This window comes from Pantoea sp. X85 (genome assembly GCF_029623675.1).
Lineage (GTDB): Bacteria > Pseudomonadota > Gammaproteobacteria > Enterobacterales > Enterobacteriaceae > Pantoea > Pantoea leporis.
Genome location: NZ_CP121108.1, coordinates 1 through 20173 on the forward strand (window position 1 = coordinate 1; position 20173 = coordinate 20173).

Below are 20173 nucleotides of genomic sequence, written 5' to 3' on the forward strand. Positions count from 1 at the left end.
TACCGCTCCAATGTGAATAACCGTCATAACTTCGACAACTTCTTCGTCGAGGTAAATCGAACCAGCTGGCGCGCGCGGCGGCCCGTCAGGTGGCGGATAACCCGGGCGGCGCCTATAACCCGCTGTTCCTCTATGGCGGCACCGGTCTGGGTAAAACGCACCTGTTGCACGCGGTTGGCAATGGCATCGTGGCGCGTAAGCCGAATGCCAAAGTCGTGTATATGCACTCCGAGAGCGTTTCGTTCAGGACATGGTTAAAGCCCTGCAAAACAACGCGATCGAAGAGTTTAAGCGCTACTACCGCTCCGTTGATGCGCTGCTGATCGATGACATTCAATTCTTTGCTAATAAAGAACGATCTCAGGAAGAGTTTTTCCACACCTTCAATGCCCTGCTGGAAGGCAATCAGCAGATCATTTTGACCTCGGATCGTTATCCAAAAGAGATCAACGGGTTGAGGATCGTCTGAAATCCCGTTTCGGCTGGGGCCTGACCGTGGCGATCGAGCCGCCGGAACTGGAAACTCGCGTGGCGATCCTGATGAAAAAGGCCGACGAAAACGACATTCGTCTGCCGGGTGAGGTGGCGTTCTTTATTGCCAAGCGTCTGCGTTCCAACGTTCGTGAGCTGGAAGGCGCACTGAACCGCGTCATCGCCAATGCCAACTTCACCGGACGGCGCGCGATCACCATCGATTTCGTGCGTGAAGCGCTGCGCGATCTGCTGGCATTGCAGGAAAAACTGGTCACCATCGACAATATTCAGAAAACGGTGGCGGAGTACTACAAAATTAAAGTGGCGGATTTGCTGTCAAACGTCGATCCCGCTCGGTGGCGCGACCGCGTCAGATGGCGATGGCGCTGGCAAAGGAACTCACCAACCACAGCCTGCCGGAAATCGGTGATGCCTTTGGTGGCCGTGACCATACCACCGTGCTGCACGCCTGTCGTAAAATCGAGCAGCTGCGTGAAGAAAGCCACGACATAAAAGAAGACTTCTCCAATTTAATCAGAACATTATCTTCGTGACGCTATGAAATTTACCGTTGAACGTGAACACTTATGAAAACCGCTGCAACAGGTGAGTGGCCCCTTAGGCGGCCGCCCGACGCTGCCTATTCTCGGAAAACCTGCTGCTACAGGTCGCAGACGGCACGCTGTCGCTGACCGGCACCGATCTCGAATGGAAATGGTCGCACGCGTGACGCTTTCTCAGCCTCACGAAGCGGGCGCTACCACTGTTCCAGCGCGTAAGTTCTTTGATATCTGCCGTGGCCTGCCTGAAGGGGCAGAGATTGCCGTGCAGCTGGAAGGCGATCGCATGTTGGTGCGCTCCGGCCGCAGCCGTTTCTCGCTCTCCACGCTCCCGGCTATCGACTTCCCGAACCTCGATGACTGGCAGAGCGAAGTCGAATTCACCCTGCCGCAGGCAACCATGAAGCGCCTGATTGAAGCCACCCAGTTCTCGATGGCGCATCAGGACGTTCGCTACTACTTAAACGGCATGCTGTTCGAAACCGAAGGTGAAGAGCTGCGTACCGTCGCACCGACGGCCACCGCCTGGCGGTCTGCTCTATGCCGATTGGCGTGAGCTTGCCGAAAAAACCATTCGGTGATCGTGCCGCGTAAAGGCGTGATTGAGCTGATGCGTATGCTCGACGGCGGCGAAACCCCGCTGCGCGTGCAGATTGGCAGCAACAACATTCGCGCGCATGTCGGTGACTTTATCTTCACCTCTAAGTTGGTGGATGGCCGCTTCCCGGACTATCGCCGCGTATTGCCGAAGAACCCGGACAAAACGCTGGAAGCGGGCTGCGATATCCTCAAGCAGGCCTTTGCGTGCGGCGATCCTCTCTAACGAGAAGTTCCGCGGCGTGCGCCTGTATGTCAGCGAAAACCAGCTGAAGATTACGGCTAACAACCCGGAGCAGGAAGAAGCCGAAGAGATCCTCGATGTCACCTATGCGGCGGGCACCGAAATGGGAAATCGGCTTTAACGTCAGCTACGTGCTGGATGTGCTGAACGCACTGAAGTGCGAAAACGTGCGTTTTCTGCTGACGGATTCCGTGTCGAGTGTACAGATTGAAGATGCTGCATCACAGTCGGCAGCCTATGTTGTTATGCCAATGCGACTGTAGTAAAAATATCGGGCTATCTTACTTGCCACTTTCAACCTGGGCTGTGCTCGCCCCTGTCACGTACTCGTGTACGCTTCAGGGTCTGTGCGCAGCCGCGTTAAAACTGGCTGCGCGCCGATTACGCCTGGCCCGAAGTAAAACCCAGATATGTTTATCACTGACGCGCCTTTTAATTAAAGATTTTCGCAATATCGAAAGCGCGGATCTTGCTTTATCTCCCGGCTTTAATTTCCTGGTTGGCGCCAACGGCAGCGGCAAAACCAGCGTCCTGGAAGCCATCTATACACGCTGGGGCATGGTCGGGCATTTCGCAGTTTGCAGATTGGCCGCGTCATTCGCCACGAGCAGGACGCGTTCATTTTACATGGGCGTTTGCAGGGCAGGATCACGAAACGTCTATCGGTCTGACCAAAGACAAGCATGGCGACAGCAAGGTGCGCATCGACGGCACCGACGGGCACAAAGTCGCCGAAAAGTTGGCGCAGCTGATGATGCCGATGCAGCTGATCACCCCGAGGGGTTTACTTTACTCAACGGCGGCCCCAAAATACAGAAGAGCCTTCATCGACTGGGGATGCTTCCATAACGAAGCAGGCTTTTTTACCGCCTGGAGCAACCTTAAACGGCTGCTCAAGCAGCGCAATGCCGCGCTACGCCAGGTAACGCGCTATGCAGCCAACTGCGTCCCTGGGACAAAGAGCTGATCCCACTGGCGAGCAGATCAGCGCGCTGGCGCGCCGAGTACAGCGCGGCGGGATCGCGCAGATCATCATGGCAGATACCTGCAAACAGTTTTTACCCGAGTTTCTCTTGAAGCTTCTCCTTCCAGCGCGGCTGGGAGAAAGAGACCGACTATGCCGAGGTGCTGGAGCGAAGCTTCGAGCGCGATCGCATGTTGACCTCACACGCACACGGCCCGCACAAGGCGGATTTTCCGCATTCGTGCCGACGGTGCGCCGGTAGAAGACACCTTATCACGCGGGCAGCTAAAACTCCTGATGTGCGCGCTGCGCTGGCGCAGGGTGAGTTTTTACCTGACGCGTGAGCAGTGGGACAACGCTGTTTGTATTTGATTGATGATTTTGCCTCAGAGCTTGACGACGCGCGGCGCGGACTGCTTGCCAGCCGCTTAAAAGCCACGCAGTCACAAGTTTTCGTCAGTGCGATTAGCGCTGAACACGTAATGGACATGTCGGACAAAAATTCGAAGATGTTCACCGTGGAAAAGGGTAAAAAACGGATTAAACCAAGAATAAATGAGCGAGAAACGTTGATGTCGAATTCTTATGACTCCTCCAGTATCAAAGTCCTGAAAGGGCTTGATGCGGTGCGTAAGCGCCCGGGTATGTATATCGGCGACACGGATGACGGCACCGGTCTGCATCACATGGTATTCGAAGTTGTGGATAACGCTATCGACGAAGCGCTCGCCGGTCACTGTAAAGACATCGTGGTGACGATCCACGCCGACAACTCCGTCTCCGTAACCGATGATGGCCGTGGCATCCCGACCGGTATCCACCCGGAAGAGGGCGTATCTGCAGCGGAAGTTATCATGACCGTCCTGCACGCAGGCGGTAAGTTCGATGATAACTCCTATAAAGTATCGGCGGTCTGCATGGCGTGGGTGTCTCTGTGGTAAACGCCCTGTCGCAGAAGCTGGAACTGCTGATCCGTCGCGAAGGCAAAGTGCATCAGCAAACCTACGTGCACGGCGTACCGCAGGCTCCGCTGGCGGTTACCGGTGAAACTGACGTAACCGGGACTCAGGTCCGTTTCTGGCCAAGCCATGAAACCTTCACCAACGTCACCGAGTTTGAATACGAAATCCTCGCCAAACGCCTGCGCGAGCTGTGTTCCTGAACTCTGGCGTTTCTATTCGCCTGCGCGACAAGCGCGACGGCAAAGAAGACCACTTCCACTACGAAGGTGGCATCAAGGCGTTCGTAGAGTATCTCAACAAGAACAAAACCCCGATTCACCCAACGGTGTTCTACTTCTCGACGGAGAAAGATGGCATTGGCGTGGAAGTGGCGCTGCAGTGGAACGATGGTTTCCAGGAAAACATCTACTGCTTCACCAATAACATTCCACAGCGCGACGGCGGTACGCACCTGGCGGGCTTCCGTGCGGCAATGACGCGTACGCTGAATGCCTACATGGATAAAGAGGGCTACAGCAAAAAAGCCAAAGTCAGTGCGACCGGTGACGATGCGCGTGAAGGCCTGATTGCGGTGGTTTCCGTGAAAGTGCCGGATCCGAAATTCTCTTCTCAGACCAAAGATAAGCTGGTCTCTTCAGAGGTGAAATCGGCGGTTGAGCAGCAGATGAACGAACTGCTGGCGGAATACCTGCTGGAAAATCCGTCTGACGCGAAAATCGTGGTCGGCAAAATTATCGATGCAGCGCGTGCGCGTGAAGCTGCCCGTCGAGCTCGTGAAATGACGCGCCGCAAAGGCGCGCTGGATTTGGCCGGTCTGCCGGGCAAACTGGCCGACTGTCAGGAGCGCGATCCGGCGCTGTCTGAAACTGTACCTGGTGGAAGGGGACTCTGCAGGCGGATCAGCCAAACAGGGTCGTAACCGTAAGAATCAGGCGATTCTGCCGCTGAAGGGTAAAATCCTGAACGTGGAGAAAGCGCGTTTCGACAAGATGCTCGCTTCGCAGGAAGTAGCCACGCTGATCACCGCGCTGGGCTGTGGTATCGGTCGTGACGAATACAATCCGGACAAACTGCGTTATCACAGCATCATCATCATGACCGATGCGGACGTCGACGGCTCGCACATTCGTACGCTGCTATTGACCTTCTTCTACCGTCAGATGCCAGAAATCGTCGAACGTGGTCACGTCTATATTGCGCAGCCGCCACTGTACAAAGTGAAGAAAGGCAAGCAAGAACAGTATATTAAAGACGACGAAGCGATGGATCAGTATCAGATTTCCATCGCCCTCGACGGCGCAACGCTGCACACCAACGCCAGCGCCCCGGCGCTGGCGGGTGAACCGCTGGAAACGTCTGGTCTCTGAGTACAACGCTACCAGAAGATGATTGGCCGTATGGAGCGCCGTTTCCCTACGCACGCTGCTGAAAGCGCTGGTCTATCAGCCGACGCTGTCCGAAGCCGACCTCAGCAGCGAGCAAGCCGTGACCCGTTGGGTGATCGACCCTTTAGTGACCGATCTGACTGAGAACGAGCAGCACGGTAGCAGCAGTGGAATTGGCCCATGAACGCGCCAACATGAGCAGAATCAGTTCGAGCCGGTGATCCGTGTGCGTACCACGGTGTGGATACCGACTACCCACTGGATCATGAATTTGTGATGGTGCGGAATACCGCAAAATCTGTACGCTGGGCGAGAAGCTGCGCGGTCTGATCGAAGAAGATGCCTTTATCGAGCGTGGCGAACGCCGTCAGCCGGTTGCCAGCTTCGAGCAGGCGCTGGATTGGCTGGTGAAAGAGTCGCGTCGTGGCTGTCTCCATTCAGCGTTATAAAGGTCTGGGTGAAATGAACCCGGAGCAGCTGTGGGAAACCACCATGGATCCCGAGAGCCGCCGCATGTTGCGCGTTACCGTAAAAGGACGCGATTGCAGCGGACCAGCTGTTCACCACCTGATGGGCGATGCGGTTGAACCACGTCGTGCCTTCATCGAAGAGAACGCGCTGAAAGCCGCGAACATCGATATCTAATGAGGACGTTATGGCTATAAAACTGGTTGCAATCGATATGGACGGTACGCTGCTCAATCCGCAGCACGAGATCACGCCTGCCGTTAAATCGGCCATTGAACGCGCGCATAAAAAAGGTGTGATGGTGGTGCTCACCACCGGCCGTCCGTTTGTCGGTATTCAGCGCTATCTGATGGAGCTGAATCTGGTTGATGAAGGCCAATATTGCATCAGCTATAACGGTGCGCTGGTGCATCGCGCTAATGATGGCGAGTGCGTCGCGGAAATCACCTTGGGTTTCGACGACTATCTGTATATCGAACAGCTGGCGCGCGATCTTGGTGTCCACTTCCAGGCCTTCGATAAATCTTTCCTCTATACGCCGAACAAAGACATCAGTGAGTTCACCATCCACGAAGCGAGCCTGACCGGCATTCCGGTGCGCTATCGTTCTGTGGAAGAGATGGATCGCGCCACGCGTTTCCCTAAGCTGATGATGATCGATAAGCCCGATCTGCTGGATTCTGCCATTCAGCGCTTGCCGCAGCAGGCGCGTGACAACTACACCATCCTCAAAAGCGCACCTTATTATCTCGAAATCCTCGATGCCCGCGTGAATAAAGGGCAAGGCGTGAAAATGCTGGCTGAGAAGCTCGGCCTGGCGCGTGAAGAGGTGATGGCGATTGGCGATCAGGAAAACGATCTGGCGATGATTGAGTATGCAGGAACCGGCGTAGCAATGGGCAATGCGATTGATTCCGTGAAGAAAATCGCGCAGTTCATTACCAAAACCAACATGGAACACGGCGTAGCGCACGCCATTGAAGAGCTGGTGCTGTAAACCCTCGTTATTCCTCGTCACGCTGTTTTTAGGTCGCCATGCATGGCGACACTTCAAATCTCACCAAGCCTTCATAAGGTCGCCATTTATGGCGACCTTATCGCGTTATGACACATGACTTGTCTATTTTGTGATCCACATTGTAGTACAACTTTGATTAATGGTACTACAATCGACAACGCAGGTCAGGGCGGCCGTTAGGCTTCGCCAGGCGAAAGCAGTAATCTGATGCGTACCTGCCTTTCACTGAATGGAACATCATGACGCAAGAACAACTAAGCAAAACAGAGCGCATCATCCTGACGCTGGGTGAAGAGATTGTGGCCGGCAAGTTTGTGCCGGGCGCGGCGTTACCCGCGGAAGCTGAGCTGTGTGAACGCTTCGGCACCTCGCGCAATATCATCCGCGAAGTGTTTCGCTCGCTGATGGCGAAGCGCTTGATGGAGATGAAACGCTATCGCGGCGCGTTCGTCACGCCGCGCAATCACTGGAACTATCTGGATAGCGACGTATTGCAGTGGGCGCTGGCGCACGATCAGGACCCGCGTCTGATTGCCGCCATGAACGAAGTGCGTGTGCTGGTCGAGCCGCAGATTGCACGCTGGTCTGCCGAGCGCGCCACCTCAAGCGATCTGGCTGCGATTGAACTGGCGTACAACGACATGGTGGCCAACCATCTCAATCGTGATGCCTTTAATGAAGCGGATATCCGCTATCACGAAGCGGTGCTGAATTCGGTACACAATCCGGTGCTGCAGCAGCTCAACGTGGCGATCAGCCAGCTGCAAAAAGCGGTGTTCGCGCAAACCTACATGGCGGACGAAGGCAACATGCCGCGTACGCTCGCCGAACATAAAGCGCTGTTTGATGCCATTCGTCATCAGGATGGCGATGCTGCCGAGCAGGCGGCGAAAGCAATGATTGCCAGCTCAACGGCGCGACTCAAGGAGATTATGTGACCAGCTATATCGCGATTGATTGGGGCTCAACTAACCTGCGCGCCTGGCATTATCAAGCCGGCGTTTGCATCGATGAGCGTCGTTCGGAAGCCGGCGTCACGCGCCTGGGCGATCGCACGCCAGCCGAAGTGTTTGCCAGCGTCACCGCAGGTTGGCCAGTCAATGACGTGCCGGTGGTGATGGCGGGCATGGTAGGCAGCAATGCCGGCTGGCGGTCGGTGCCCTATCTATCGTGTCCAGTGGCGCTGGGTGACATCGCTAGCCGCCTGACGCGCGTCGAGGATAAAGCGTGGATCGTGCCGGGATTGAGCGTCGAACGTGCCGACAATTACAACGTGATGCGCGGTGAAGAGACGCAGCTGCTTGGCGCGCTGGAACTGCAGCCTGCGCCGCTCTATGTGATGCCAGGCACGCACGCCAAATGGGTGCAGATGGAACAGGATCGCGTGCTGGATTTCCGCACCGTGATGACCGGCGAACTGCATCATCTGCTGCTCAAACAGTCGCTGGTTGGCGCAGGTTTACCCGAACAGCAAGAGAACGCGGCGGCTTTCCGCGCAGGTGTGCAAGTAGGCAGCAACGATGCCTCGATTCTCTCGCGCCTGTTTGAAGTGCGTGCTTCACACGTACTCGGCGCGCGCGATCGCCGCCATATTAGCGACTTTCTTTCAGGCTTGCTGATTGGTCACGAAGTGGCGCTGATGACGCAACAGGCCGACGCCGCAAGCCAACCGATCACCATTATTGCCGGTAGTGCGCTGGCGCAACGTTATCAGCAGGCGCTGCAGTTTATCGGCATGGATTCAGTCACGCTGGAAGGCGATCGTGCTTTCCAGCACGGAATAAGGAGTATTGCGAATGTCCTGGCAAACTAAAGTCCCGCTGATCGCCATTCTGCGCGGCATCACGCCGGATGAAGCCGAAGCGCACGTTGGCGCGCTGATTGAAGCGGGTTTCGATGCGATTGAAATCCCGCTCAACTCGCCGGAGTGGGCGAAAAGCATCGGCGCGATGGTGAAAACCTTCGGCGATAAAGCGCTGATTGGCGCCGGTACGGTGCTGAATCCGGCGCAGGTTGATGAGCTGGCGACGCTGAACAGCAAATTGGTCGTCACGCCGAATACCGATGCTGCGGTGATCCGCCAGGCGGTCGCCAAAGGGATGATCGTTGCCGCCGGTTGCGCTACCGCGACAGAAGCGTTCACCGCCTTACAGGCCGGTGCGCAGGCGCTGAAAATTTTCCCATCGTCAGCCTTTGGTCCGGGCTACATCAAAGCGCTGAAAGCGGTGCTGCCGCCAGAGGTGCCGGTGTTTGCCGTGGGCGGCGTGACGCCGGAAAACCTGCATGAATTTATGGCCGCAGGCTGCATTGGCGCGGGCTTAGGCAGCGATCTCTATCGCGCCGGTCAACCGCTGTCACGCACTGTGGAACAAGCTCGCGCATTTATTGCTGCATATAAGGACGCTGTACGATGAAAATTACCAAACTGACCACTTACCGCCTGCCGCCGCGCTGGATGTTCCTGAAAATCGAAACTGACGAAGGCATCGTTGGCTGGGGCGAACCGGTGATTGAAGGCCGCGCGCGCAGCGTGGAAGCGGCGGTGCATGAGCTGTCGGAATACCTGATTGGTCAGGATCCGGCGCGCATCAACGACTTATGGCAGGTGATGTATCGCGGCGGCTTCTATCGCGGCGGCCCGATCCTGATGAGCGCCATCGCCGGTATCGATCAGGCGTTGTGGGATATCAAAGGCAAAGCGCTCGGCGTGCCGGTTTATCAACTGCTTGGCGGATTAGTGCGTGACAGCATTAAAGCTTACAGCTGGGTGGGCGGCGATCGTCCGGCCGACGTGATTGACGGCATTAAGAAACTGCGCACCATCGGTTTTGATACCTTCAAACTCAACGGCTGCGAAGAGATGGGCATTATCGATAACGCGCGCAAAGTCGATGACGCGGTGAATACCGTAGCGCAAATTCGTGAAGCCTTCGGTAAAGAGATTGAATTTGGCCTCGATTTCCACGGCCGCGTCAGCGCGCCAATGGCAAAAGTGCTGATCAAAGAGCTGGAGCCGTATCGCCCGCTGTTTATCGAAGAGCCGGTGCTGGCGGAGCAGGCGGAATATTATCCGCGTCTGGCGGCGCAGACTCATATTCCGATCGCCGCTGGCGAACGCATGTTCTCGCGCTTCGAGTTCAAACGCGTGCTGGAAGCGGGTGGACTGGCGATTCTGCAACCGGATCTGTCACACGCGGGCGGTATCACCGAGTGCTACAAAATTGCCGCGATGGCCGAATCTTACGATGTGGCGCTGGCGCCTCACTGTCCGCTCGGCCCAATTGCGCTGGCTGCGTGCCTGCACGTTGACTTCGTGTCACGCAATGCGGTGTTCCAGGAACAGAGCATGGGCATTCACTATAATCAGGGCGCTGAACTGCTCGATTATGTGATCAATAAAGACGATTTCAAAATGGATGATGGTCATTTCTATCCGTTAAATAAACCGGGCCTCGGCGTGGAAATTAACGAAGAGCTGGTGATCGAGCGCAGTAAAAATGCACCTGACTGGCGTAATCCATTATGGCGATTCCCGGACGGTTCAGTCGCTGAATGGTAAATACCCGTCATAATTCAAGCTGCAGATGCGTTGGCTGCGCTCATTCACCCCAGTCACTTACTAGTGTAAGCTCCGTGGGATTCATTCGCTTGCCGCCTTTCTGCAACTCGAATTCTTTAGGGTATTAAATTTTATTAAATCTCGATAATTATATGCCGGTGAAATAAGGCATAGGGCTGCGTTCAGCCTGTTTCCCGGCACAGCTTATTTACCGCTGACGCGGTTTTACCTTTGATATCGCTACCCTACATTTGCCGGGGCGTGCTCTTTCGTGCCCAAACGGCAAAACCGATTACGGAGAAACACCATGGATCTCTCTGCTGTTCACGCCAAACCGACGCGCCGTCGTTATATCACGCTGCTGATGATATTTATTACGGTGGTCATTTGTTATGTCGATCGCGCTAATTTAGCCGTCGCTTCCGCGCATATTCAGGAAGAGTTCGGTATTACTAAAGCGCAAATGGGTTATGTATTTTCGGCCTTCGCCTGGTTATATACGTTATGCCAGATTCCCGGCGGCTGGTTCCTTGATCGCGTGGGTTCACGCTTAACCTATTTTATTGCCATCTTTGGCTGGTCGGTTGCGACGTTATTGCAGGGTTTTGCCACCGGCTTATTATCATTAATTGGTCTGCGTGCGATTACCGGCATATTTGAAGCGCCGGCTTTCCCGACCAATAACCGGCTGGTGACCAGCTGGTTCCCGGAGCAGGAGCGCGCTTCCGCCGTCGGCTTCTACACGTCCGGTCAGTTTGTTGGTCTGGCGTTCCTCACGCCCTTGCTGATCTGGATTCAGGAACTGCTGAGCTGGCATTGGGTATTTATTATTACCGGCGGCATCGGCATCATCTGGTCGTTCATCTGGATTAAGTTCTATCAGGCACCCAGCCAGAGCAAAGGCATCAATAAAGCCGAGCTGGATTACATCCGTGAAGGTGGCGCGATGGTGGATGGCGATGCGCCGAGCGAAAAGAAAGCCCGCACCAAACTTACCGCCGCCGACTGGAAACTGGTGTTCCACCGCAAGCTGTGCGGCGTCTATCTTGGCCAGTTCGCCGTCACATCCACGCTGTGGTTCTTCCTGACCTGGTTCCCGAACTATCTGACGCAGGAAAAACACATCGCGGCGCTCACCGCGGGCTTCATGACCACCGTGCCCTTCCTCGCGGCATTCGTTGGCGTGATTCTCTCGGGTATCGTCGCCGATCGTCTGGTGCGCAATGGCCGTTCGCTGGGCTTTGCGCGCAAAACGCCGATCATCTGCGGTCTGCTGATCTCCACCTGCATCATGGGCGCGAACTACACCAACGATCCGATATGGATTATGACGCTGATGGCGATCGCCTTCTTCGGTAACGGCTTCGCCTCAATTACCTGGTCGCTGGTCTCCTCGCTGGCACCGGTGCGCCTGATTGGTTTGACCGGCGGCATGTTCAACTTTGTTGGCGGCCTGGGTGGCATCACCGTGCCGCTGGTGGTGGGTTATCTGGCGCAGGACTACGGCTTTGCACCAGCGCTGGTGTATATCTCGGCGGTGGCGCTGATTGGCGCGCTCTCCTACATCCTGCTGGTCGGTGATGTAAAACGCGTAGGTGAATAAATTCGCGCGATGAATCGCGCCGCTACAAATACGGGCACAATCCGTAGCGGCGCCGTTCATTGCGCAATCAACCGCGGCGAAATTGCTGCTTCTCACTGCAGAATCACGTAATTTATCCGGCAACTGTTAGATGGAAGGTTGCCTCATGTCAGAAAAACAAATCACCTTTGCCGCGCGTCATCATCAACTTACCAACATCAACGTCTGGACCGGCGACAGCCAGTGGCTGGCATTTGATGTGCGACCTTCCGGCGCCTCTTTTACCAGCCTGACTATCGAGCGCGTCAACGTGGCGAGCGGTGCCGTTGAAGTGTTGTATCAGGCTCGCGATGGTGCGCACGTTGGCGTGGTCACCGTCAGTCCGGATTTGCCGCCGCGTTACGTTTGCATTCATGGTCCGGAACATCCGGATGCGCACTGGCGCTACGATTTTCATCACCGACGCGGCGTGATCGTGCAGCAAGGCATCGCCGAGAACCTCGATGCCTGCGATATCACCGCGCCTTACACGCCTGGCGCGCTGCGCGGTGGCTCGCATGTCCACGTCTTCAGCCCGGATGGTTCGCGCCTGAGCTTTACCTACAACGATCATGTGATGCATGAAAAGGATGCCGGCGAAGACCTGCGTAACGTCGGCGTGGCCGTGCCGCTGCATCCGGTGTGTCCGCCTAAACAGCATCCGCGTGAATATGAGGGCAGCCATTATTGCGTGCTGGTCAGCCAGACGCAGCGCGATCCACAGTCGGGCAGCGACCAGATTGACCGCGCCTATGAAGAGTGCTGGATCGGGAATCAAGGCTATCAGAAAACGGATGGCAGCTGGCAGCGCTGGGCTATCGCCTTTATCGGCGATACGCGCGCCGCCAACGGCGACAAAGTGCCGGAAGTGTTTGTGGTGGATCTGCCCGCCGCGTTAGCCGATTACGCCAAAGCGGGCGCTTCGCCCTTACAGGGCACGGCGGATAAATTGCCTGCGCCGCCGGCTGGCGTGCAGCAGCGACGCATCACGCATACTCACGGCCTGGCGCTGCAACCGCGCCACTGGCTGCGCGCCTCCGCGGATGGCAGCGCCATCGCCTTTTTGCTGGCGGACGAACAGGGCGTGATTCAGCTGTGGACGGTTTCACCGAATGGCGGCCTGCCACGCCAGGTGACGCAGCTGGCGAGTAGCATTCAGTCGGCCTTTAGCTGGCATCCACAAGGCGGCGCGATATGCTTTATCTGTGATAACAGTGTGATGCGCTGTGAAATGGCGACGGGAGCCTGTACGCGCTTAACGCCACGCAGCGATCATGCGCCATCCGGTGATGCAGTGGTCTGGTCGCCGGATGGAGAAAAGATCGCTTATATGCGGGAAGTGGACGGCTGGCGGCAGCTGTTTTGCGTCAGTGCGGCTGCGCGGGCATAGACGCGGCGGTCGCCAGGCTGGCTTGCGTGCCGGCCATTTTTTCGCTCTGCATCACGCGCTCGTGAATCGAATCCTTACTTTTATCGTCGCCAGAACGGAAGTAATCCCACGGCAGCAGCACGGTGTCCATCACCGCTGAGAACGGGAGATCGATCAGCGCCAGCGGCTTGATCGCCCAGCTGGTGTTGTCGTCAGTGATCATCTCTGCGCTGGCGCGCGTGCCGGGATAGTAGCCCTGACTGGCGCCAGTGTGAGACATAACGCTGGAGCAACCTGAAGTAACAAAGGTACTGCAAACCAGCACAGCTGTGAGTGGAAAGCGTTTCATCATATTCATCATCATCATCCCTTCAGTCATGGCATGGCCCTGGCTGGAGTGTGTCACCTGACGTTAAGCAAAGCTCTGTGGCTGCGTCTTGGATCTCAGGCGATTGGTCCCCTGAGTGTATGTCATATCGTCAGATTTGCTGTAAAAAAATACGCATCAGCCCTTGAAAGCGACCAGGCTGCACCCACTTTTAAGGAACGGTCTTGTTGCTGTTGCCGGAAGGGACAGCAACGGACTGCACAACCTGTCCATGGTGGAAGGTTGCCTAAACTTGCTGAATATCAGGAGTCTTATTATGCGTAACTTTGATCTCACCCCACTTTATCGCTCTGCCATTGGTTTCGATCGCCTGTTTAACCTGCTTGAGTCCAACCAAAACCAGGCCAATGGTGGCTACCCTCCGTATAACGTTGAGCTGGTGGATGAGAATTTCTACCGTATCACCATTGCCGTGGCGGGCTTTGCCCAGAGCGAGTTAGATATCACCTCGCATGACAACGTGCTGGTGGTGCGCGGCGCACATCCTGAAGAGCAGCCGGAGCGTAAATACCTGTATCAGGGTATTGCCGAGCGCAACTTCGAACGCAAATTCCAGCTGGCCGATCACATCACGGTGCGCGATGCGCGTCTGGAAAATGGTCTGCTGAGCATCGATCTGATTCGCATTGTCCCGGAAGAGGCGAAACCGCGTCGTATCGAAATTCTGTAATCAGGATGTGAGTTAAAAAAACGCCGCTGAAAAGCGGCGTTTTTGTTTAGGTGCGCACCAATAATCGCTGACTGACCATGCCGCCAAACACATTCACCAGCAGGCCGAGGATGATCACTGAAACGCCGATCATCTGCTGAATCGACAAGGTTTCACCGAGGATCAGCGCCGCACTGAGAATCCCCACCACCGGCACCAGCAGCGACAGCGGTGCCACGCGCCAGGTTTCATAGCGGCTCAGCAAATTACCCCATATCGCGTAGCCGACAATGGTGGCGATAAAGGCGAGATAGATCAGCGCCAACACCGTTTGCAGTGAAATGTGCAGCAGGCTGGTGATAATCGCCGCTTCGCCATCGAACAGCCATGAGCAGGCAAAGAACGGCACGATCGGTACCAGCGCACTCCACACCACCAGCGACATCACCGGCACTTTGCGGTTACGCAAAATGATTTTGTTGGTGATATTGCCGAGGCCCCACGACAGCGCCGCAGCCAGCGTCAGCATCATGGTAGTGAGCGTAATGCCCGCTGTGGTTTGGCCTGCCATGCCTGCGGTTGCCAGCATAAACATGCCGAGCGTCGCCACCAAAATGCCGACGATATGATTCCAGCGTAACTTCTCCGCCAGGAACAGCGCCCCCAACAGCAGCGTGAAGAAGGCCTGCGCCTGTAACACCAGCGACGCCAATCCTGCCGGCATGCCCAGCTTGATCGCGAGGAACAGAAAGGCGAACTGGCCAAAGCTGATGGTCATGCCGTAGACGATCAGCCAGCGCAGCGGAATCGCCGGACGCTTCACAAACAAGATTGCCGGAAACGCCACCAGGCTAAACCGCAATCCCGCCAGTAAAAAAGGCGGCATATCCTGCAGGCCCAGCTTAATCACCACAAAATTCACGCCCCACGCCACCACAACCAGCAGGGCTAACAACATATCTTTCACTGACATACACAGTCCTTACTGCCGCGATCAGGCGGTTGCCGTCACCGGTGTTGCGATCTCGGCACAACATTCATCACCGACAACCTTAAAGAAATCATCCACCTGTAAAGCCACGGAGCGATCCAGTGCCCCGGCGTTAAACCACAGCGTGCCGACATCGCGCAGGCGCACATCGACGCGCAGCGCTAGCCGGTCATCAAAACTAAACGGCGGCACCGCGCCCATTACGCACTGGGTTAACTCCTGCGCTTTCTCTGGCGCCGCAAAGCTCGACTTCTTGCCGCCAATGGCGCGTGCGGCGCTCTTGAAGTTGATCTTGCAGTCGCCCGGCACAATCGCCAGCAGATAGCGCGCATCCGCGCCATCCGGCATCGTCACTTCCAGCACCATCGCTTTGGCCGCCTGATTGAGATCGTTACCGCGAATCTCGCTAATCAGGTCAGTCTGGCCGATGGCTTCATGCTCCACCACGCGATAACGCGCCTGATGGTGATCCAGCAGGGCCGCTACTTTTTCATAGGTATTCATGTTCGTCTCCTCGTCGAAAACCTGGCGTTAACTCCAGGCGATGGCGTGTTTCATTTTTTTGTCGGTCAGGCCAAAGAAGAAGCCCATGGTGATGCGCGTGTCGCCTTCCACGCGATCAATTTCGTGATAAAACGCCGGGTTAAACAGATAGATATCGCCACTGCGCGGTGAGAACTCGCACACCTCGCTGTGCTCGATGACGCCGGTTTGATAACCCAGTTCGCCCGGCGTTTTGTACCATTCATCCACCGGCTGCCACTTCTTATTGAAGATGCGCAGCGCGCCGCCGGCGTTGCACTCCTGCAAACAAACCACGCAACTCAGCTGGTGCAAGATGCGGGTCACCGCCAATCCGCTGCCGGCAGCATCGCGCACGATGTTGTCGTTATGCAGGGGATTGGCGACGCCGTCAGCGTGGAAGCGCACAATCGAACCGGCGTAATCGCCCAGCTCGGGCTCATTAGCGGTTTGCAGGCTTTCCAGGCGCAGCGCGTGCTGCACCCAGTTATAGATCTGATCGCGCAGGCAGTGCAGCGACGACGGCAGCGCCGCCTGAATATCGCGCAGCTCGGTGAAGTAGTTTTCCGGCGCGGCGGTGTGCTTCGCCAGATAAGGGCCGAGCGTGGTCAGCGCGCCGTTTGGATAGTGCGATACCCGCACCTGTTCGCGGCACTGCTGCAAATCCTCCACCACCGCTGCGCGCACGTCCGGCTTGAGGAAGTTACGTAACACCAGCAGCGGCACGCGCGCCGTCACGATGTCATCCAGCCAGGTGCTCTCCACAAACATGTTTGGATGAATAACGCGGATCTGATTGAAAATCGCCATGTTGATCACTCCCCAATTGGAAATTCATGAAGTTCATGGTTGTTCATACGACGCCATTCAGACGCCGTGCCCAGTGCTGAAATAGGTTCAGAAGAGATGAAAGTGGTGTCGTTTTTCTGTAAGCGGTGCAGCGTGAAATAGTTGGGATAGGGCGTGTCGTCGGGATGCCATTGCCACGCCCAGGCTTTATCGCGGGTGACAAAAATGGCGTTGGCCGAACTGCCGCCCGGCGCGACCTGCGCCATCTTGTCGCGCAGATAATCGCGGGTGAAATCGGCGGGCGTGGCGCGATCCACCATATATTCGAGATACTCGGCGGAATCGAAACGCGACTCCGCCATGCCCAATTGCTGATAAACGGTGGGCAAAAAACCGTTATGCATCATGTACCACTGCGTGTCGCCGCTGGTGCGCCACAGCGGATGGGAAAATTCGATACCGTGATTTTTGCTCAGCGTGGCGTGGCGCACATGCACCGCCAGAAAGCGGCCGCGCAGGCGATCAACATCAATGGTCGGCAGCGCATCGGCGAACGTGCCGGTGCCGTGCAGCGTGCGAATGTGCCCTTGCTCCAGCCATAAACAGCCCCAACCGTTGGGATGCTGTTTAATCGGACCTTCGTGCGTGGCGGTTTCGCCGCAGCTCATGGCACGCGCGGCGTCCAGCACTGCGGCGGCATCGAATTGGCCGTGCGCCACAATCATTCTGCACATAGTAAATCTCTCCGAGTGGTGAGCGATGAGGCCTCAAGGATCTGATGGAACACCGCCAAAATGTCGTCGCGGCTGGTCGCTGCGAGGCTCAAGGTGGCGAGAATGCCGGCGTGGCGGGTTAAATCGGCATACAGCGAAGAGCGTGGCGAAACTGCTAGCGCGGGCAGATTGAGCGGCGGCAACAGCTGACCGCGCTGGTGCTGTGCGATCCAGCGCTCAGCTGCGTCATACTGCAGGCGCTGACGCAAACGCACGCGGCCCACTGCCTGCGGCTGCGCCGGAAAATGCAGCGGCGGCATGCCGTGACCGGCTTCGATGTGGAACGCCACTTCCGCCCAGTTGATGCCGGTGACTTCCTGCACCAGATTCACCACGCCCATGCCGGAAAGGCGGAAGCCCATTTCAAGGAAATGCGGTTCGCCGTTGACCAAAATGAAGTCGATGTGAAATGCGCCCTGACGATAGCCGAAGGTTTCACAGCAGAAGCTCATCAGGCTGCTAAAGCTGGCGGGCAGTTGCTGCGCGGCGACCGCCACATGGCCGGATTCGTAAAAACTGACGCAGCCGTCGGCATCGCTATGGTGTTCGATCACCTTTTGGCAGCAGGTCAGCGCCACCGCATGGCCGTTCGCCACCACGCCTTGCAGCGAATACTCATCGCCCGCCAGCCAGCTCTCGACGATAAAACCGCTGAAGCCGCGCCCGCCGTAATTCATGGTATCAACCAGCTTGCCGATCACCGCATCAAGCTGGCTGGCCTGTTTCACCAGCCAGACGCCAAGACCGCCGCCGCCGTCAACCGGCTTGATCACGCAGGGATAGAGCAACGCGTCTCGCGCATCCCGAATGCTGAGCGGCGAGGCAAAAAAGCGAAACTCCGGCTGCGGAAAGCGCTGCCAGGCTTTGCGCAACGCCATACGCTGCGCGTACTTATCCGGCGGAATAAAGCTGGCACCGGCGTCGGGCCCCGCCAGCAGTTCGCGTACGCGACCGGCGCTGGCGTTGTAAGCTTCAAAGCCCGCCAGCACCACGTGAGGATGCTCCATCAACCCGGCATGCAAACAGGCTTGCAGTACATCCCACGGATTTTCCGGGCGATCGAGCCGCACAATCAGATCGAACGGCAACGGGATGCTCAGCGATTGGTAATCGACGAAATCGCCCATCTCCGCCAGCACGGTAAAGTAGCCGTCGCGTTTGGCCACCGCGCAGTAAGGATTTTGTCCGTCGCGGGTGGCACCAATCTGCAGGAAAATCTTTCTCATCGCGTTGCCTTACCGGGTTAACGCCCGGAGATCACTTCAGTGACGACGTCGTGCATGACCCCGTTATTCACCTGAATCACTGCTTTGTGCGGGTCAAAACGCAGCACGCGCGAAAGCGCATCGCCGCGCTGTTCGTCCAGCAGTGAACTCACCTGCTTGCTACGCCAGCAGTGACGCATCTGCGCCACGGTCAAACCAGAGCGTTGCTCCAGCTGCTGCGCCAGCCCCAGGTCGTCGCTCTCGCCGCGCAGCAAGGCGCGCACCGCCGCTTCGTCCGGCGCATCGACTAGCTGCTGCAGCCAGCTTTTCAGCTGATTGCCTTCGGCGATAAACGGCGAATAGATCATGCAAACCAGTTGGGTTTCATTGAGGCCAAATGCCTGTTCGGCGAACTGCGCGGCGCGCTGGCGGGCGCGCTTAATCGCTTCATCGTCCTGATAACGTGCCGCCATCTCATCAATCAGCTGCGGCGGGAAATCTTTTTTCACCATCAGCCCGAGCGCAAAGCGCACATATTCGCGAATGCCTTCGGCGTAGCTGCGCTGCAACAGCGTCTCCGCACGCAGACCGCGAATATGTGCCATTAACGTCGGGTTCCCGCAGTCCGATTCGGAGAAGCTGAACATCAGTTCATCAAAGCGGAAATGCATAAATTCAGTCAGCAGCGCCCAGTGCGCGCCCGCTTCATAGGCGGTGTCCTGATAGATATTGAAGAACAGCGGATCGCGTTCCAGCTGCCAGGTAATGCGGTGCGCGGGCGTCACCTGATCGGCACCGTAGATATCGGCGAAATAGCGCTCGGCCACGCCATCCAGCGTTTGCAGGAAGCCGCTAAAGCCGCGCGACTTATCCGCCACCGGCGCAGCAAACAGCCGCGAAAGATGGCGCGCCCACGCCAGATAAGCGGTTTGTTCCTGCGGCGAATCGCCGGTGATGATCACATCAACGCCGCCGTCGTAATGCGCCGCCAGGCCAAACGAGTTCACCATGCTGAGATTACAGGCGTTACAAAACGTCGAGCGCGCATCGGCGCGGAAGCGATGGCCATTCATCAGCACATCGTTGCGATTCTGCTGGCGCACGCTGTCTGGCATCGGTAAATGGCGATCGAAGTGGCGGATTTGCAGGCCGTCAGTCACCAGACATTCGGTAAAGTCATCATCGTGGATGTGCAACGCGCGATACACGCGATCGATATTGTCCATTACGCTGTCGTTCATTGCCGCATGGCGGTTGGTGCTAATGCGCAGCTGAAAGGTGCTGCCATGTTGCTGCCAGATCAGCCCCTGAATGTAGCGCACGTACGCCACCATATAGCTGCTGTCTTTGCCGCCGCCGTAGGCCAGCAGCACGCGGTTATTCTCCGGGTGAGTGGCATCCGGGAGCGCGGCGAGTAAACGGCGTGAACAGTGTTGCGCGGAATCAATAATCGTGGGGGTGAGATATCCACTAATCTCTCGCATCAGGGTGGACAGATTATTCATTTTCACTTCATCCTTTGGCTAAAAAGTCGCTGCTGCCGTGCTGGCGGCATCAGACGGGAAATGGGCCACGAAGGTGCTACGGAATGAATGCCTTAAAGACGATTGCGCGGGTTATCAATTAACTAATGCA

General features: G+C 56.7%; 17 protein-coding genes and 4 pseudogenes. 14 read left to right on the top strand and 7 right to left on the bottom strand.

The window, feature by feature from the left end:
* The 13 genes and pseudogenes from dnaA to P6287_RS00065 form a co-directional block, all read left to right on the top strand.
* Positions 1–1028, top strand: a pseudogene (gene dnaA, locus P6287_RS00005) (chromosomal replication initiator protein DnaA); the annotation flags it as partial.
* A 52-nt stretch (positions 1029–1080) separates the two neighbouring features.
* A pseudogene (gene dnaN / locus P6287_RS00010) lies at positions 1081–1857 on the top strand (DNA polymerase III subunit beta).
* A complete protein-coding gene (locus tag P6287_RS00015; protein ID WP_277974309.1) occupies positions 1835–1996 on the top strand; it encodes a hypothetical protein in 162 nt (53 codons plus the stop codon). Before dnaN ends, P6287_RS00015 begins: the two are co-directional and overlap by 23 nt.
* Complete coding sequence (locus P6287_RS00020) at positions 1962–2138, top strand: hypothetical protein (RefSeq protein WP_277974952.1); 177 nt, start codon at positions 1962–1964, stop codon at positions 2136–2138. The genes P6287_RS00015 and P6287_RS00020 overlap by 35 nt, the downstream gene beginning before the upstream one ends.
* Before the next feature lie 145 nt (positions 2139–2283).
* A pseudogene (recF, locus tag P6287_RS00025) lies at positions 2284–3372 on the top strand (DNA replication/repair protein RecF); the annotation flags it as partial.
* A gap of 39 nt (positions 3373–3411) precedes the next feature.
* A pseudogene (gene gyrB / locus P6287_RS00030) lies at positions 3412–5831 on the top strand (DNA topoisomerase (ATP-hydrolyzing) subunit B).
* Between the two features lie 10 nt (positions 5832–5841).
* Entirely contained in the window at positions 5842–6651 is an 810-nt protein-coding gene (gene yidA, locus P6287_RS00035; RefSeq protein ID WP_110868242.1) for a sugar-phosphatase, read from the top strand.
* Positions 6652–6911: 260 nt separating this feature from the next.
* A complete protein-coding gene (locus P6287_RS00040) occupies positions 6912–7610 on the top strand; it encodes a FadR/GntR family transcriptional regulator (RefSeq protein ID WP_101763893.1) in 699 nt (232 codons plus the stop codon).
* A complete protein-coding gene (locus P6287_RS00045; RefSeq protein WP_277974310.1) occupies positions 7607–8485 on the top strand; it encodes a 2-dehydro-3-deoxygalactonokinase in 879 nt (292 codons plus the stop codon). The genes P6287_RS00040 and P6287_RS00045 overlap by 4 nt, the downstream gene beginning before the upstream one ends.
* Entirely contained in the window at positions 8469–9086 is a 618-nt protein-coding gene (locus P6287_RS00050; protein ID WP_061719996.1) for a 2-dehydro-3-deoxy-6-phosphogalactonate aldolase, read from the top strand. The genes P6287_RS00045 and P6287_RS00050 overlap by 17 nt, the downstream gene beginning before the upstream one ends.
* Positions 9083–10231, top strand: coding sequence for a galactonate dehydratase (gene dgoD, locus P6287_RS00055; RefSeq protein WP_007893527.1), 1149 nt, complete (start codon positions 9083–9085; stop codon positions 10229–10231). Before P6287_RS00050 ends, dgoD begins: the two co-directional genes overlap by 4 nt.
* A gap of 307 nt (positions 10232–10538) precedes the next feature.
* A complete protein-coding gene (locus tag P6287_RS00060; RefSeq protein WP_277974311.1) occupies positions 10539–11834 on the top strand; it encodes an MFS transporter in 1296 nt (431 codons plus the stop codon).
* A 145-nt stretch (positions 11835–11979) separates the two neighbouring features.
* Positions 11980–13242: a DUF3748 domain-containing protein gene (locus P6287_RS00065; RefSeq protein ID WP_277974312.1), complete on the top strand. Its 1263-nt coding sequence runs from the start codon at positions 11980–11982 to the stop codon at positions 13240–13242.
* Here the strand turns inward: P6287_RS00065 and P6287_RS00070 are convergent.
* The gene (locus P6287_RS00070) at positions 13220–13579 is read right to left on the bottom strand and encodes a YceK/YidQ family lipoprotein (protein ID WP_309836757.1); all 360 of its coding nucleotides are present in this window, start codon (positions 13577–13579) and stop codon (positions 13220–13222) included. The genes P6287_RS00065 and P6287_RS00070 overlap by 23 nt on opposite strands.
* Positions 13580–13865: 286 nt before the next feature.
* Between P6287_RS00070 and ibpA the strand changes: the two genes are divergently transcribed.
* Positions 13866–14279, top strand: a complete 414-nt coding sequence (ibpA, locus tag P6287_RS00075) for a small heat shock chaperone IbpA (RefSeq protein ID WP_101763888.1) — start codon at positions 13866–13868, stop codon at positions 14277–14279.
* Between the two features lie 46 nt (positions 14280–14325).
* Here ibpA and P6287_RS00080 read toward each other — a convergent pair whose 3' ends face one another.
* The 6 genes from P6287_RS00080 to P6287_RS00105 are packed head-to-tail and all read right to left on the bottom strand — an operon-like array spanning position 14326 to position 20043.
* Positions 14326–15231: an EamA family transporter gene (locus tag P6287_RS00080; protein WP_110868246.1), complete on the bottom strand. Its 906-nt coding sequence runs from the start codon at positions 15229–15231 to the stop codon at positions 14326–14328.
* A gap of 21 nt (positions 15232–15252) precedes the next feature.
* Entirely contained in the window at positions 15253–15753 is a 501-nt protein-coding gene (locus P6287_RS00085; protein ID WP_101763886.1) for a YbaK/EbsC family protein, read from the bottom strand.
* A 27-nt stretch (positions 15754–15780) separates the two neighbouring features.
* Positions 15781–16581 (bottom strand): hypothetical protein, encoded by an 801-nt coding sequence (locus tag P6287_RS00090; protein WP_101763936.1) that lies wholly within the window; start codon positions 16579–16581, stop codon positions 15781–15783.
* A 5-nt stretch (positions 16582–16586) separates the two neighbouring features.
* Positions 16587–17294 (bottom strand): class II glutamine amidotransferase, encoded by a 708-nt coding sequence (locus tag P6287_RS00095; protein WP_110868247.1) that lies wholly within the window; start codon positions 17292–17294, stop codon positions 16587–16589.
* The gene (locus P6287_RS00100; RefSeq protein ID WP_277974314.1) at positions 17282–18559 is read right to left on the bottom strand and encodes an ATP-grasp domain-containing protein; all 1278 of its coding nucleotides are present in this window, start codon (positions 18557–18559) and stop codon (positions 17282–17284) included. The genes P6287_RS00095 and P6287_RS00100 overlap by 13 nt, the downstream gene beginning before the upstream one ends.
* Positions 18560–18576: 17 nt before the next feature.
* Positions 18577–20043: a hypothetical protein gene (locus P6287_RS00105; RefSeq protein ID WP_277974315.1), complete on the bottom strand. Its 1467-nt coding sequence runs from the start codon at positions 20041–20043 to the stop codon at positions 18577–18579.
* Between the last annotated feature and the right edge of the window lie 130 nt (positions 20044–20173).

Bases quoted from the DNA above. Each gene is read 5' to 3' on its own strand.
- P6287_RS00105 (WP_277974315.1), bottom strand. From the start codon at position 20,043: ATGAATAATCTGTCCACCCTGATGCGAGAGATTAGTGGATATCTCACC.
- P6287_RS00020 (WP_277974952.1), top strand. From the start codon at position 1,962: ATGCGGCGGGCACCGAAATGGGAAATCGGCTTTAACGTCAGCTACGTG.
- yidA (WP_110868242.1), top strand. From the start codon at position 5,842: ATGGCTATAAAACTGGTTGCAATCGATATGGACGGTACGCTGCTCAAT.
- dgoD (WP_007893527.1), top strand. From the start codon at position 9,083: ATGAAAATTACCAAACTGACCACTTACCGCCTGCCGCCGCGCTGGATG.
- P6287_RS00065 (WP_277974312.1), top strand. From the start codon at position 11,980: ATGTCAGAAAAACAAATCACCTTTGCCGCGCGTCATCATCAACTTACC.
- P6287_RS00085 (WP_101763886.1), bottom strand. From the start codon at position 15,753: ATGAATACCTATGAAAAAGTAGCGGCCCTGCTGGATCACCATCAGGCG.
- P6287_RS00060 (WP_277974311.1), top strand. From the start codon at position 10,539: ATGGATCTCTCTGCTGTTCACGCCAAACCGACGCGCCGTCGTTATATC.
- P6287_RS00080 (WP_110868246.1), bottom strand. From the start codon at position 15,231: ATGTCAGTGAAAGATATGTTGTTAGCCCTGCTGGTTGTGGTGGCGTGG.
- P6287_RS00070 (WP_309836757.1), bottom strand. From the start codon at position 13,579: ATGAATATGATGAAACGCTTTCCACTCACAGCTGTGCTGGTTTGCAGT.
- P6287_RS00090 (WP_101763936.1), bottom strand. From the start codon at position 16,581: ATGGCGATTTTCAATCAGATCCGCGTTATTCATCCAAACATGTTTGTG.
- P6287_RS00095 (WP_110868247.1), bottom strand. From the start codon at position 17,294: ATGTGCAGAATGATTGTGGCGCACGGCCAATTCGATGCCGCCGCAGTG.
- P6287_RS00040 (WP_101763893.1), top strand. From the start codon at position 6,912: ATGACGCAAGAACAACTAAGCAAAACAGAGCGCATCATCCTGACGCTG.
- ibpA (WP_101763888.1), top strand. From the start codon at position 13,866: ATGCGTAACTTTGATCTCACCCCACTTTATCGCTCTGCCATTGGTTTC.
- P6287_RS00050 (WP_061719996.1), top strand. From the start codon at position 8,469: ATGTCCTGGCAAACTAAAGTCCCGCTGATCGCCATTCTGCGCGGCATC.
- P6287_RS00100 (WP_277974314.1), bottom strand. From the start codon at position 18,559: ATGAGAAAGATTTTCCTGCAGATTGGTGCCACCCGCGACGGACAAAAT.